The 14,695-nt window shown below is 67.0% G+C and carries 8 protein-coding genes; 5 read left to right on the forward strand and 3 right to left on the reverse strand.

The features are described 5' to 3' along the window. The first annotated feature begins 13 nt into the window (after nucleotides 1-13). Complete coding sequence (locus U1703_RS06990) at nucleotides 14-2,854, forward strand: M16 family metallopeptidase (RefSeq protein WP_332785103.1); 2,841 nt, start codon at nucleotides 14-16, stop codon at nucleotides 2,852-2,854. A gap of 174 nt (nucleotides 2,855-3,028) precedes the next feature. Then, the gene (locus U1703_RS06995) at nucleotides 3,029-4,096 is read left to right on the forward strand and encodes a cell wall hydrolase (protein WP_332785104.1); all 1,068 of its coding nucleotides are present in this window, start codon (nucleotides 3,029-3,031) and stop codon (nucleotides 4,094-4,096) included. Here the strand turns inward: U1703_RS06995 and U1703_RS07000 are convergent. The 3 genes from U1703_RS07000 to uvrA all read right to left on the reverse strand — a co-directional run bounded on the left by U1703_RS07000 (nucleotide 4,084) and on the right by uvrA (nucleotide 8,240). After that, nucleotides 4,084-4,407: a hypothetical protein gene (locus U1703_RS07000; protein ID WP_320453324.1), complete on the reverse strand. Its 324-nt coding sequence runs from the start codon at nucleotides 4,405-4,407 to the stop codon at nucleotides 4,084-4,086. The two genes, U1703_RS06995 and U1703_RS07000, sit on opposite strands and share 13 nt — an antisense overlap. Before the next feature lie 247 nt (nucleotides 4,408-4,654). After that, complete coding sequence (locus U1703_RS07005; protein ID WP_320453323.1) at nucleotides 4,655-5,065, reverse strand: glycine zipper 2TM domain-containing protein; 411 nt, start codon at nucleotides 5,063-5,065, stop codon at nucleotides 4,655-4,657. 274 nt (nucleotides 5,066-5,339) lie between these two features. After that, complete coding sequence (uvrA, locus tag U1703_RS07010) at nucleotides 5,340-8,240, reverse strand: excinuclease ABC subunit UvrA (protein WP_332785105.1); 2,901 nt, start codon at nucleotides 8,238-8,240, stop codon at nucleotides 5,340-5,342. A gap of 149 nt (nucleotides 8,241-8,389) precedes the next feature. On the opposite strand from uvrA, the gene U1703_RS07015 reads away from it, so the two are divergent. From U1703_RS07015 to U1703_RS07025, 3 genes are all read left to right on the forward strand, one after another. Next, a complete protein-coding gene (locus U1703_RS07015; protein ID WP_332785106.1) occupies nucleotides 8,390-9,895 on the forward strand; it encodes a S10 family peptidase in 1,506 nt (501 codons plus the stop codon). Between the two features lie 212 nt (nucleotides 9,896-10,107). Continuing rightward, complete coding sequence (locus tag U1703_RS07020; protein ID WP_332785107.1) at nucleotides 10,108-13,437, forward strand: class I SAM-dependent DNA methyltransferase; 3,330 nt, start codon at nucleotides 10,108-10,110, stop codon at nucleotides 13,435-13,437. Between the two features lie 52 nt (nucleotides 13,438-13,489). After that, nucleotides 13,490-14,686: a M24 family metallopeptidase gene (locus U1703_RS07025; RefSeq protein WP_332785108.1), complete on the forward strand. Its 1,197-nt coding sequence runs from the start codon at nucleotides 13,490-13,492 to the stop codon at nucleotides 14,684-14,686. Nucleotides 14,687-14,695 lie beyond the last annotated feature (9 nt).

Consider the following 14,695-nt stretch of genomic DNA (forward strand, 5'->3'; position numbering starts at 1 on the left):
AACGAGGATCTTCATGCGCCTTTTCCGTGCCGCGCTCCTGCTCGGCGTCGCCGCCCTTCCCTCGCTGGCCGGGGCGCAAACCGCGCCAAGCCCGGCGCGCACGGAAAGCGTGAAGCCCATCGCGTTCACGACGCGCACCCTGCCCAACGGCCTGCGCGTCTATGCCATTCGCGACACCGCGACGCCCAACGTCTCGGTCCAGGTCTGGTATGATGTCGGGTCGAAGGACGATCCCAAGGGCCGCTCAGGCTTTGCCCACATGTTCGAGCATCTGATGTTCAAGGCGACGCGCAACCTCGTCCCCGAACAGATGGATCGCCTGACCGAGGATGTCGGCGGCTATAACAACGCCTCGACCGCCGACGACTATACCAATTATTTCGAGGTGGTGCCCGCCAATCACCTGCAACGCCTGCTCTTCGCCGAGGCGGACCGCATGGCCGCGCTGGTCGTCGAGCCCAAGAGCTTCGCCAGCGAGCGCGACGTGGTGAAGGAGGAACTGCGCCAGCGCACGCTCGCCCAGCCCTATGGCAAGCTGTTCTCCATCTATTACCCCAAGCTCGCCTATTCGGTGCACCCCTACGCGCGCCCCGGCATCGGTAGCCTGGAGGAACTGGAATCGGCGGGGATCGATGACGTCCGCGCCTTCCACGCCACCTATTACCGGCCCGACAATGCCGTGCTGGTCGTGTCGGGCAATTTCGATCCCGCGCAGCTCGACCGCTGGGTCGACCAGTATTTCGCCGGCATCAAGCGCCCCGCCAATCCGATCCCGCGCGTGACCGTGCAGGAACCGCCGCGGACCGAGGCGGTCACCCGCAGCGTCTATGAGGCGAATGTCCCGCTTCCCGCCGTCCTGATCAGCTATCACATCCCGCCCGAGCGCAGCGCCGACACGCCCGCGCTGATGGTGCTGAACGCCATCCTGTCGGCGGGCGAAAGCTCGCGGCTGTACGAGGATCTGGTGTACCGCGACCAACTCGCCCAGTCGGCCTCGACCTTCCTCGACACCAAGCAGTCGACCGGCAACCTTGCCGTCTATGCGATGATGGCGGGCGGCAAGCCGGTCGCCGAGGGTGAGGCGGCGTTGAAGAAGGAGATCGCCCGTCTGCGCGACGCCCCCGTCTCCGCCGCCGAACTGGCCGAGGCGAAGAACGAATTGCTGACCGCCGCGCTGAAGCAGCGCGAAACCGCCGAGGGCCGGGCGAACCTGATCGCCAACGGCGTGATCGTCGACGGGGACCCCAGCGCCGCCGATCGCCAGATCGCGGCCGTTCAGACGGTCACGACGGCGGATATCCAGCGTGTCGCGCGCGCCTATCTCAAGGACGAACAGAGCGCGACGATCCGCTATCTTCCCGAATCGGATCGCCCCGCCAATGTTCGCGTCATGCCGATCGAGATCGCGCCGACGGTGCAGGTCGCCGCGCTGACGCCGCCCGCCGATATCGCGGTGGTCACCCCCGCCGCCGAAGGGCAGCGCATCCTGCCGCCCGCGCCCGGCCCCGCCATCGCCCCCACCCTGCCAAAGCCGGTCGTCGCCACCCTGGCCAACGGCCTACGCGTCGTGACGGTCGAGCGCCACGAACTGCCGCTCGTCACCGCTTCGCTGGTCGCGCTGGGCGGCGCGGCGACCGATCCGGCGGGCAAGGCGGGCGCAAGCAGCCTGTCAGCCGAGTTGATGACCAAGGGCACCACGACCCGCTCGGCGACCGAGATCGCGCGCGCGGTCGAAAGCCTGGGCGGATCGATCGCGGCCGGGGCCTCGGACGACGGTGCGACAATCGACATGACGGTCCCCTCGGCGCAGGCCGATACCGCGATGACGATCCTGGCCGATGTGGCAACCCACCCGGCCTTTGCGCAGGCCGAGATCGACCGCGCCCGGACTCAGTCGATCGACGGCCTGAACGTGGCGATGAAGAACCCCGCCCAGCTCTCCGCGATGGTCGCCGACCGTGTCGTGTACGGCACGCGCGCCTATGGCCAGCCGCTGTCGGGCACGCCCGCCTCGCTGAAGGCGCTGAGCCGCGCCGACCTGACCGCCGCCTATGCGCGCAGCTGGAAGCCGGGTCAGGCGACGCTGGTGTTCGTCGGCGACGTCACCCCGGCCCAGGCGCGCGCCCTGGCCGAACGCCACCTGGGCGGCTGGCGCGTGACCGGCGCTACGGCCAATGCCGCAAAGCCCGCCGAACCCGCCTTCCCCGCGCCGCGCGTCATCGTCGTCGATATGCCCGATGCCGGACAGGCGGGCGTCGTCGTCGCGCGCTCGGGTATCCGCCGCGCCGATGACCGCTATTATCCGCTGGCGGTCGCCAACACCGTGCTCGGCGGCGGCTTCTCGTCGCGCCTGAACCAGGAAATCCGCATCAAGCGCGGGCTGGCCTATGGCGCGGGCAGCGGGGTACAGGCGGGCCGTGACATCGGCATGATCTCGGCACGCACCCAGACCAAGAACCCCTCGGCCGCCGAAGTCGTCGGGCTGATCGATGCCGAGATGTCCAGGCTGGGCTCCACGCCCGTGCCGCAGGACGAACTGGCGACGCGCCAGGCGGTGCTGGTCGGTGGGTTCGGCCGGACGATCGAGACGACCGACGGCATCGCCGATATCCTGGCGGGCTATACGCTGCAGGGCGTGCCGCTCGACGAACTGGGCCGCTACATCCCGCGCGTCCAGGCGGTCGACCCGGCGGCGGTCCAGTCCGCCTCTGCCGCGCTGCTCGATCCCAAGGCGGCGAGCATCATCATCGTCGGCGATGCCAAGCAGTTCCTGCCCGCACTGAAGACGACGCATCCCAATGTCGAGGTGATCCCGGCGGCCGCCGTCAATCTGGACTCGGCCAAGCTGCGCTGATCCTGGCAACCCCTCCATCTACCCCGTCGAGACAGGTGGAGGGGTGTTGCCGTCAGAGGCTTGCCCCAGGCGGAGAACGGCGATGCCGCCCGGCCGATACGCACAATCCTTAACCTTGTCGGGTATAGGGCTTGCGGCGAATATTGACGATCAGGGGAATCCCACGCCTTGCGAGTGGCCAAGCGAACGGTAAGGCGGATGGTGCAGGGCTGGCTGCTGCTGGTCGGCCTGATGCTGGCGTTCGGCCTGGTGCTGGTCGCGCGAGGGGAGCGACCAAAGGTGCAGGGTGGCGACCGCCCCGTCGCAACCGCGACGTCACCGTCGCCCGCCGCAGCCCCCCCCGCGCCACAGGTCTTTCCCGCGAGCGACGGCAGCACCGGAACGGTCGCCCTCCCCGACCTGCCTATCCCGCCGGGCGCGGTGCTGAGCGATAGTGGCGTCGTCGCGGCACCGCCATTCCGCTGGGGTCGTGCGACCGCGATCGACAAGGCGCGCGCCATGCAGTGCCTGACCGCAGCGCTCTATTACGAGGCAAGCGGTGAAAGCGTCGATGGACAGCGCGCCGTGGCGCAGGTCGTGCTGAACCGGACCCGCCACCCTGCCTTCCCGGCGACGGTGTGCGGCGTCGTCTATCAGGGCGTCGAGCGCGCGCATTGCCAGTTCAGCTTCGTGTGTGACGGCGCCCTGTCGCGTACGCCTGCCGCATCGGGGTGGTCGCGCGCCGCGCGGATCGCGGCGGCGGCCCTATCGGGCAGCGTCTTCGCGCCGGTCGGGCTCGCCACCCATTACCACACCTATGCCGTCGCCCCGGCCTGGAACCGGGCGATGGTGATGACCGACATGGTCGGCGCGCATCTGTTCCACCGGTGGAAGGGCTATTGGGGAACGGCGGCCGCGATGAACCGCGTCTATGCCGGTGGAGAAATGCCGCCCCCTCCGGCCGCAGTGCCTCAGCCGACCTTGGCCGCCAGTCCCGAGACGTTGCCGCCCGTATCGAACAGCCTGCCCGTCCCTCCCCTGCCCGGCCAGGCCCCGGCGGCATCTCCGTCGCCCACCGCGCGGCGAGCCGCCCAAATGACGACGCCCGTGGCACCGACCGGCACCACGGGCATCACCGAAAAGCTCGCGCAATCGGGGCAGATCCTCGACAAATGGAAGGATAGCGGCCGTCCGATCGACCGGCCGACGGGACCGCGCCCGATCGATCCGGGCGCGGCCGTCGCAACAGATCAGCGGCGGTAGTTGCGGTCGTTCTTCTCGAAGCGGACCTGACGGCTCAGCACGTCATAGCGGCGATCGAGGTCGCGCTGCTCGCGCACGTCCAGGCGGCCGCCCGAACGACGATAGCGATACTCCATCTGGCTCAGGTCGCGAAGCTGCGAACGCAGGCGAACCGCCTCGCGCCGGTTGAGCGCGCCCGAGCGGATACCCTGGTCAATCCGGGCATTCAGCTGGCCCTGGCGCTGGGCGATCGGGGTCCAGCGCTGCGCATCGGCAACCGTCGGAACGGCGATGGTGGCGATCCCCAGGCCGGCAAGAATCATGGCCTTCATGATGTTACTCCCATTGATAAGCGGGCAAAAACTGGCCCGATCCGCAATATGGGGGCGCCCCATCCCAAAGCCATCCCAGCAACATGACGAAAGTGTCACCAAGTGTCGCAAGTCAGGCGGGTTCGTTCATCTTCGCGCACCCGGCCATCGTCCACGGGCTCACCCCGATACGCAAAAGGGCCGGTCCGCCGCATCCGAATGGGAGGCGACCGACCGGCCCTTTATCAGCCAATGTGCCGCATACGCGTCAGCGGCAGCGCACGTTGTCCCGCTCGATGGCACGACCCGCCAAAGCACCGCCCGCCGCGCCGAGCAGCGTGCCCAGCGTCTGCGAACCGCCCGAAGTGATCGCCGCGCCCAGTGCACCGCCCGCGATGCCGCCGACGATCAGGCCGGTCGTGCCATCGTTGCGGCGGCAATAATAACGGCCGTCCTGGCCGACATAGACACGGTCGTTGCGGCTCAGGCGACGCTCGCGATAGCGCTGGTTGTCGACATAATATCGGTCGGCGTAATAGCCGCCATAGGCCGGGTCGGGCCGGTTATAGTCATAGGCGTAGCGTGGGCCGCCATAGCCGCCGCCAAAACCGCCACCATAGGTCGAACATCCGGAAACCAGCGTCGCGGCCGCAACCAGGCCGAGGGTCAGTGCACGCATTTCATCCTCCCTTGTGGGTGATGCGGGCAGAAGCGCGCGGCGCGGGGAAAAGTTGCGATACGTTAAGTGGGTTACGGGGAATGGGGGGTGCCAAGTTCGGGGCCGGAACGTGCACCTCGACGTCGCTCGATGCCGATGGAGCCCCCTTGGCCTCGCACCCGAAGTCGAAGGCCGGGGTCCAGTTGCAACGCGATCAACGTGACACGCCGACGCCTATCCAACTGGATCCCAGCGTTCGCCGAGATGGTTTGTCAGATGTCGAAGAGGGCCAGCATCACTCCGCCGCCTGCGCCTGCCGCTTCTCGAGCAATGGCTTCAGATACTTGCCCGTAAAGCTGCGCGGTTCCGCCGCGACCACTTCGGGCGTGCCGACCGCGACGATCTCGCCGCCCTTGACGCCGCCTTCGGGGCCCAGATCGACGATCCAGTCGGCGGTCTTGATAACATCGAGATTATGCTCGATCACCACCACGGTATTGCCCTGCTCCACCAAAGCATGGAGCACTTCGAGCAATTTGCGCACATCCTCGAAGTGGAGCCCCGTCGTCGGTTCGTCCAGGATATAGAGCGTGTTTCCCGTCGCCCGGCGCGACAATTCCTTGGCCAGTTTCACCCGCTGCGCCTCGCCACCCGACAGGGTCGTCGCCTGCTGGCCGACCTTGACGTAACCCAGCCCCACCTCGACCAGCATCGCCATCTTGTCGCGGATCGGCGGCACCGCCTGGAAGAACTCGGCGGCATCCTCGACGGTCATGTCGAGCACGTCGGCGATCGAGTGCCCCTTGAACTTCACCTCCAGCGTCTCGCGATTATAGCGCGCGCCGTGGCACACGTCGCAGGTGACATAGACGTCGGGGAGGAAGTGCATCTCGATCTTGAGCACGCCGTCGCCCTGGCACGCCTCGCACCGGCCACCCTTCACGTTGAAGCTGAAGCGGCCGGGCTTGTAGCCGCGCGCCTGCGCCTCGGGCAGCCCGGCGAACCAGTCGCGAATCTGCGTGAAGGCGCCGGTATAGGTCGCCGGGTTGGACCTCGGCGTGCGACCGATCGGCGACTGATCGATATCGATCACCTTGTCGAGATGGTCGAGCCCGGTGATCTTCTCATGCTTGCCCGCCAGGATGCGCGCGCCGTTCAGCGACCGCGCGGCGGCGGCATAGAGGGTGTCGATGGTGAAGCTCGACTTGCCCGAACCCGACACGCCGGTGATGCAGGTGAAGGTGCCGAGCGGAATGCTGGCGGTCACGCCCTGCAGGTTGTTGGCCGTCGCCTTGTGCACGGTCAGCTTCTTGCCCGATCCCTTGCGCCGCTTGGTCGGGACCGCGACCTCGCGCGTGCCGTTCAGATAATCGGCGGTCACGCTGGTCTTGGACTTGAGCAACTGCTTGAGCGTGCCGTGCGCGACGATCTTTCCGCCATGCACGCCCGCGCCCGGCCCCATGTCGATGACATAATCGGCGGTGCGGATCGCATCCTCGTCATGCTCGACCACCAGCACGGTGTTGCCCAGGTCGCGCAGCCGCCGCAGCGTGGCGAGCAGCATGTCGTTGTCACGCTGGTGCAAGCCGATCGACGGTTCGTCGAGGACGTACAGCACACCCGACAGGCCCGATCCGATCTGCGACGCCAGCCGGATGCGCTGGCTCTCGCCGCCCGACAGGGTGCCGCTGGTCCGGTCGAGATTCAGGTAATCCAGCCCGACATTGTTCAGGAAACCCAGCCGCTCGACGATTTCCTTCAGGATCGGCTGGGCGATGGCGCGCTGCTGGTCGGTCAGATGCTCGGGGAGCCCGGTGAAGAAGGCCAGCGCATCGACCACCGACAGATGCGTGGCATAGCTGATGTCCTGCATCGCGATCTTCACCGCCAGCGCCTCTGGCTTCAACCGCGCGCCGTGGCAGACCTCGCAAGGCTGCGACGACTGGTAGTTGGCCAGTTCCTCGCGCATCCAGGCGCTCTCGGTCTGGAGCATCCGGCGGTTCAGGTTGCCGATCACGCCCTCGAACGGCTTTTTCACGTCATACGACTTCTTGCCGTCGACGAAGGTCAGCGTGACCGCCTTGCCCTTGGTGCCGTGCAGAATCACCTGGTGCACCGAGGCGTCCAGATCCTTCCACGGCGTTTCCAGCGAGAAGCCGAACTCGCGCGCCAGGCTGCCCAGCACCTGCATATAATAGGGGCTGGGCGGATTGGACTTGGCCCAGGGCACGACCGCGCCCTTCTTGATCGACAGTTCGTGGTTGGGGACGACCAGGTCTTCGTCGAAGATCAGCTTTTCGCCCAGCCCGTCACAGGCCGGGCACGCCCCCTGCGGCGCGTTGAACGAGAACAGGCGCGGCTCGATCTCGGAAATGGTGAAGCCGGAAATCGGGCAGGCGAATTTCTCGGAAAAGACGATGCGGCCTTCAGGCGCGTTGTTGCCCAGCACCGCGGATTTGGGCGTGGCGGGTTCGACCGAATCAGCGGGATCGACATAGGCCAGGCCATCGGCCAGCTTCAGCGCGGTCTCGAAACTGTCGGCCAGGCGGGTCGCGATATCCTCGCGCACGACCAGGCGATCGACCACCACCTCGATGTCGTGCTTGAACTTCTTGTCGAGCGCAGGTGCCTCGTCAATCTCATGGAGTTGGCCGTCGATGCGAACGCGGGTGAAGCCCGCCTTCTGCCACTCGGCCATTTCCTTGCGATATTCGCCCTTGCGGCCGCGCACGACGGGGGCGAGCAGGTAGAGGCGCGTCCCCTCGGGCAGCGTCATCACCCGGTCGACCATCTGGCTGACCGTCTGCGCCGCGATCGGCTCTCCGGTGGCCGGGCTGTAGGGAATGCCCACCCGCGCCCAGAGCAGGCGCATATAGTCGTAGATTTCCGTGACGGTCGCCACGGTCGAGCGCGGATTGCGGCTGGTCGTCTTCTGCTCGATCGAGATGGCGGGCGACAGCCCCTCGATATGGTCGACGTCCGGCTTCTGCATCATCTCCAGGAACTGGCGCGCATAGGCCGACAGCGATTCGACGTAGCGCCGCTGCCCCTCGGCATAGATGGTGTCGAACGCGAGGCTGGACTTGCCCGAGCCGGACAGGCCGGTGATCACCGTCAGCGTGTCACGGGGAATGTCGATATCGACATCCTTGAGATTGTGCTCGCGCGCGCCGCGGACGGAAATCTTGGTCAGCATGGGGCTAGTTCTACTTCTGTTCCGGGAGGAAGGCCAGAGGCGAGATAGGGAGCGGTTCGGCGTGTTTCGAGGGGGGATGGCTTGCGGGAACGCGGGACATGGGATCATGATCCGTCACGACGCCTTATCCGAAGGGGGAAATTCCAAACGTGCCCAAGACCCTGCACCTGACCGCCCTGTTGCTGCTGACCGCCGCCGCCACGCCCGTGCTGGCCCAGAAGGCCGAAAAGACCGAAACCACGACCACCACCGAGAAAAAGGACGACGACGCCAAGCTGCCGCCCCTGCCCGCGGACAAGACGATCACGCAGAGCGCGCGGATCGGCGGCCGGGTCGTCAGCTACAAGGCGACCGTGGGCAAGATCGCGGTGCGCGACGACAAGGGCAAGGAGATCGGCCAGGTCGTCTATACCGCCTATACCGTGCCCGGCGGCGATGTCCGGCGGCCTGTCACCTTCGCCTTCAACGGCGGACCGGGGGCGGCTTCGGTCTATCTGAACATGGGTGCGGTCGGCCCGAAGCGGGTGCCGTTCGGCGCGCAGGGCGATGCCCCATCGGACGCGCCGATCGCCACCGACAATCCCAATAGCTGGCTGGACTTTACCGACCTGGTCTTCATCGACCCCGTCGGCACGGGCTTCAGCCGCAGCCTGGTGGATGAGGCCGAGACGAAGAAGGCCTTCTACGCCAACGACCCGGATATCAAATATCTGTCCAAGGTCGTCTATGACTGGCTGGTCAAGGAAGGGCGGTTGCGCTCGCCCAAATACATCATGGGCGAAAGCTATGGCGGCTACCGGGCGCCCCGTATCGCCTATGAATTGCAGTCCCAGATCGGCGTGGGCGTGAACGGCCTCGTGATGGTGTCCCCCTATCTCGACCCCGCCTCGGGCGACGACGCGACCGCGCTGTCGCCGCTGCCCTGGATGATCGACCTGCCCTCGATGGCCGCCGCGCAGCTGGAGCGGCAGGGCAAGCTGACCCCCGAGGCGATGGCGGGGGTCGAGGCCTATGCGCGTGGCGATTACCTGCGCGACCTGATGCGCGGTCGGTCGGACACCCAGGCCGTGGACCGCATCGTGACGCGCGTCAGCGAGCTGACCGGGCTCGACCCCGCGCTGGTCCGGAAGCTGGGCGGGCGGGTCGATACGCGGACCTATCTGCGTGAGATTCACCGCAACGATTCGACCATCGGCAGCATCTACGACTCCAACGTCACCGCCTTCGACCCCTTCCCCTGGTCGTCGCAGCAGCGCTCCAACGACCCGCTGCTCGACTCGCTGATCGCGCCGACGACCAGCGCGATGGTGGATTTCGTCACGCGCGAGGTCGGCTGGAAGACCGACGCGCGCTATCATGCGCTGTCGTACAGCGTGAACAGCGCCTGGGATCGCGGCAAGCCCGACGACACCCCCGTCACCGACCTGCGCAAGGCGATCGCCAACGATCCGAAGATGAAGGTGATGATCGTGCATGGCTGGGACGACCTGTCCTGTCCCTATTTCGCCTCGCGACTGATCGTCGACCAGATGCCGAGCTACGGGGTAGCACAGCGGGTTAAGTTGAACGTCTATCCGGGCGGACATATGTTCTATAGCCGGACCGATAGTGGTGCGGCATTCCGGCGGGATGCGATGGCGATGTATGGGGGATAAGTTGTGCCTCCATTACGGAGGCATCCTAACAGCCGTTCACGCTGAGCGAAGTCGAAGCGCACGCCCGCTGATCTGATCTTGGCAAGGCATTTTCCTTGACCTTCGACTTCGCTCAGGCGGAACGGAAACAGGGACTGAACCGAACTGGATTGGAACTTCCCTTCCCACCTTCGAAATCCTCCCGATGATCGCCATCGGGAGGATTTCAACTTATGGCGACCGCGGCAGCGATCGAGGCGTTTATCCGGCGCTGGCAGGCGTGCGAAGGCGGGGCCGAGCGCGCCAACTATGCGCTGTTCCTGACCGAGCTGTGCGCGATCATCGGCGTCGCCCCGCCCGATCCCGCCCACGCCACCAGCACCCGCAACGACTATGTCTTCGAGCGCGCCGTCGTCCTGCCCGGCGAGGAGGAGGACCGGCGCGGGCGGATCGACCTCTACAAGCGCGGCTGTTTCGTGCTGGAGGCCAAGCAGAGTCGCGAAGGCCCCCGCGCCAAATTGCCGCCCTTCCTGCCCGGCCTGTTGCCCGACGAACCGGGCCCGGCACCCCGTTCGCGGCAATGGGACGTGCTGATGCGCCGCGCCCGCGAACAGGCCGAGCAATATGCCCGCGCCCTGCCGGTCGAGCATGGCTGGCCACCCTTCCTGATCGTGGTCGATGTCGGCCGGGTGATCGAGCTGTTCGCCGACTTTTCGGGCCAGGGCAAACATTACAAGCAGTTCCCCGATCGCGCCCGCTTTCGAATCACGCTGGACGATCTTCGCCAGGAAGCGGTGCGGCAAAGGCTGGCGGCGATCTGGGAAGCGCCGCTCTCGCTCGACCCCACGCGTCATGCCGCCGCCGTCACCCGCGACGTGGCGACGCGCCTCGCCAGCATCTCCAAGCTGCTGGAAGAACGCGGCCATGACCCGGAGGGCGTCGCGCTGTTCCTGATGCGCTGCCTGTTCACCATGTTCGCCGAACATAGCGGGCTGCTCCCGGCGGGCGGCTTCGTCACCCTGCTGTCCGACGCGCGCGAGCGGCCCGATGCCTTCGTGCCGTGGATCGAGGATCTGTGGCATTCGATGGACCGGGGCGGCGAGGCCAATGTGCTTCGCTGCGCCGTCCGGCGGTTTAATGGCGGCCTGTTCCACACCGCCGACGCGCTGCCCCTCAACCGCGAGGAGATCGGCGAGTTGCTTGCCGCCGCGCGGCGCGACTGGCGCGATGTCGAACCCGCGATCTTCGGCACGCTGCTGGAACAGGCGCTCGACCCGGACCAGCGGCGGCGGCTGGGCGCGCATTATACTCCGCGCGCCTATGTCGAACGGCTGGTGACCGCGACCGTGATGGAGCCGTTGCGTGACGACTGGGCGCACGTGCTGAGCGCGATGGAGAATGAGCGCACCGACAATCCCCGCGCCGCCGTGCAGCGGGTACGCGCCTTTCACCGGCGGCTGGCGACGACGCGGGTGCTCGATCCTGCCTGCGGCACCGGCAATTTCCTCTACGTCACGCTGGAGCTGATGAAGCGGCTGGAGGGCGAGGTGCTGGAGGTGCTGGCCGAATTGTCGGGCGAGGAGATCCTGCACCTCGATACCGAGACGGTGCACCCGCGCAATTTCCACGGGATCGAGGTCAATGCCCGCGCCGCCGCCATTGCGCAGCTCGTGCTGTGGCTGGGCTATATTCGCTGGCAGTTGCGCAATGGCGGGCAGGTGTCCGACCCGGTGCTGGAGGATGTCCAGTCGATCGTCACGCAGGATGCGCTGCTTACCCCTTCGGGCACGAAGGCCCCCTGGCCCGAGGCGGAGTTCATCGTCGGCAATCCGCCCTTCATCGGCGGCAAGGACCTGCGCGGACGGCTGCCCGAGGGCATGGCCGAGATGCTGTGGCGCGCCTATCCGAAGATGCCGCGCGCCGCCGATTATGTCCTTTATTGGTGGGACCGGGCGGCGCAGGCGCTGGCGGCGAAGGGATCTCCGCTGATCCGCTTCGGCTTCGTCACCACCAACTCGATCACCCAGACCTTCGGTCGCCGCGTCATCGCGCGCGCGATCGAGGGGCCGGTGCCGCTGTCGATCCTGCTGGCGATTCCCGATCATCCCTGGACCAAGGCGACGCCCGATGCGGCGATGGTGCGGATCGCGATGACGGTGGTCGCGCGCGGCAAGGTCGAGGGGCGGCGGTTGCGCATCGCGGGCGAAAGCGGGCTGGACAGCGACACGCCCGCGATCCGCTTCGTCGAGGCGATCGGGCGGATCAATGCGGATTTGTCGGTGGGCGCCAATGTCGGCAGCGCGGAACCGCTGCTCGCCAATGCCTGGCTGTGTTCGCGCGGAGTGTCACTGCACGGTGCCGGCTTCATCGTGTCACCGGCGGAGGCGACGCTGCTCGGTCTGGGAAGCCGCGAAGGACTGGAAAAGCATATCCGCCCCTATTGCCATGGCCGCGACCTGACCGCCCGGACCCGCGGGGCGATGGTCATCGACCTGCTCGGCCTGTCCGAAGCCGAGGTGCGGCAACGCTTTCCCGAAGTGTACGGCCATCTGCTGCGCACTGTCCGTGTCAGCCGACAAGCACAATTTGCAAAATCCCCCACTGCCGATGCTGCGGCTTATCTGGACAGGTGGTGGATCTTGGGAAAACCCCGAACGGAACTCCGCCCCGCGCTGGAAGGACTGTCCCGCTATATTGCGACGGTGGAGACAGCCAAGCACCGCCTGTTTCAGTTCCTCAGCGCTGATACGCTGCCCGACAACAAGCTGATCTGCATTGCCGCATCCGACGCCTGGATACTCGGCATTCTCCATTCCTCGGTTCATGAGGCTTGGTATCTGGCGAATGCGGGGATGCTGGGCGTTTATGACCAACCGGCCGTTTATGTGAAGACGACGAGTTTCGATCCCTTCGCATTTCCGGAACTGGATGAAACCCTTCGCTCGACCATCGCCGAACTGGCGGAGGAACTCGACGCCACCCGCAAGCGCATCCTTGCGGCGGTGCCGGACCTGACCCTGACCGGCCTCTACAATCTGCGCGCCAAGCTGATCGCGGGCGAGTCTCTGTCCCATGAGGACGAGGACCTGCGCCGCGCCGCATCGGTCGACCTGATCGCGCGGCTACACGACCAGATCGACGCCGCCGTCATCGCCGCTTATGGCTGGCCCGCGACCGTCACCGCGCCGGAGATGGTCGAGCGGCTGGTCGCGCTCAACGCCGCGCGCCGGGCCGAGGAACGCGGCGGCCGGGTCCAATGGCTCCGCCCCGACTTCCAGAGCCGCCGCGCGGGCGCGACGCCGCTTACCCCCGCCGAACGCGCTCTGCCGCTGGCCGAGCCCGCCTTGGCCAAGCCCGCCTTCCCGCGCGATCTGGGCGGGCGGATCGCGAGCATCTTCGCCCTGCTCGGCACCGACCACAGCCTGTCCGCCACCGCCATCGCCCAGCATTTCGCGCAAGGCCGCCAAGTCGAACGCGCGGTCGCCGCCGCGTTGGCGGGCGCGGTGCGGCTGGGTTATGTCGCGCAGGGGCCCGAGGGCTATCGCCTGCGCCGGGTGGCGTGAGGGCGATAACCGCGCTAGACGCTCCAAACGTATACGAAATGGAGCGAGTGACATGGCAGGGATGATCGGCGGATCGACGGCGGAGCGCGAACTGGCGAGTCTGTCGCCCTGGGCGAACCCCGCCCCCGTCATCACCCCGCAAGAGCGCGCCCGCCGCATGGACCGCGCCCGCGAACTGATGGCGCAGGCGGGCGCAGACGCGATCCTGATCGGCGCGGGGGCGAGTCTCCGTTACTTCACCGGCGTCGCCTGGGGCGCGACCGAACGGCTGGTCGCGATGCTGCTGCCGGTAAGCGGCGACCCGATCTTCATCTGCCCGGCCTTCGAACTGGGCTCGTTCGAGGCGAGCCTGAGTATCTCCGCCACCGATATCCGCCTGTGGGAAGAGGATGAAAGTCCCTCCGCGCTGGTCGCGGATGCGCTGGGGGCTGCGAAGACGCTGGCGATCGATCCGGCGCTGGCCTTCCTGTTCGTCGACCGCATCCGCGAGGCGGCACCGGGGGTGACGCTGGTCAGCGGCGCGCCCGTCGTCGATGGCTGCCGCGCGATCAAGTCGCCCGCCGAGATCGCGCTGATGCAACAGGCGATGGACATGACGCTGGAGGTCCACCGCCGCGCCGCGCGTATCCTGCACGAGGGCATTCGTGCCTCCGACGTCATCCGCTTCATCGACCAGGCGCACCGTGCGCTGGGGGCGTCGACCGGTAATTATTTCTGCGCGGTGCAGTTCGGCCGCTCGACCGCCTTCCCGCATGGCCTGCCGCAGGACGATGTGCTGCGCGACGGCGACGTGGTGCTGGTCGATACCGGCACGCTGGTCGATGGCTATCACAGCGATATCACCCGCACCTATGCGTTTGGCGAGGTCGGCGACGAGGTGCGCCGCATCTGGGATATCGAGAAGGAGGCGCAAGCAGCCGCCTTCGCCGCCGTGCGGCCCGGCGCGCCGTGCGAAACGGTGGATTATGCCGCGCGCGCGGTCCTGGAGCGCTCCGGTCTCGGCCCCGATTTTCGCCTGCCCGGCCTGCCGCATCGCACCGGGCACGGCATCGGCCTGTCGATCCACGAGCCCGCCTATCTGGTGCGCGGCGACAAGACCCCACTCGCGCCGGGCATGTGCTTTTCCAACGAGCCGATGATCGTCGTGCCCGACCGTTTCGGCGTCCGGCTGGAGGATCACTTCCACGTGACCGAGAGCGGGGCGGCCTGGTTCACCCAGCCCCAGCCCGCGATCGACGATCTGGGATGAAGGATCGCC

Source organism: Sphingomonas flavida (genome assembly GCF_036663655.1).
Taxonomy (GTDB): domain Bacteria; phylum Pseudomonadota; class Alphaproteobacteria; order Sphingomonadales; family Sphingomonadaceae; genus Sphingomonas.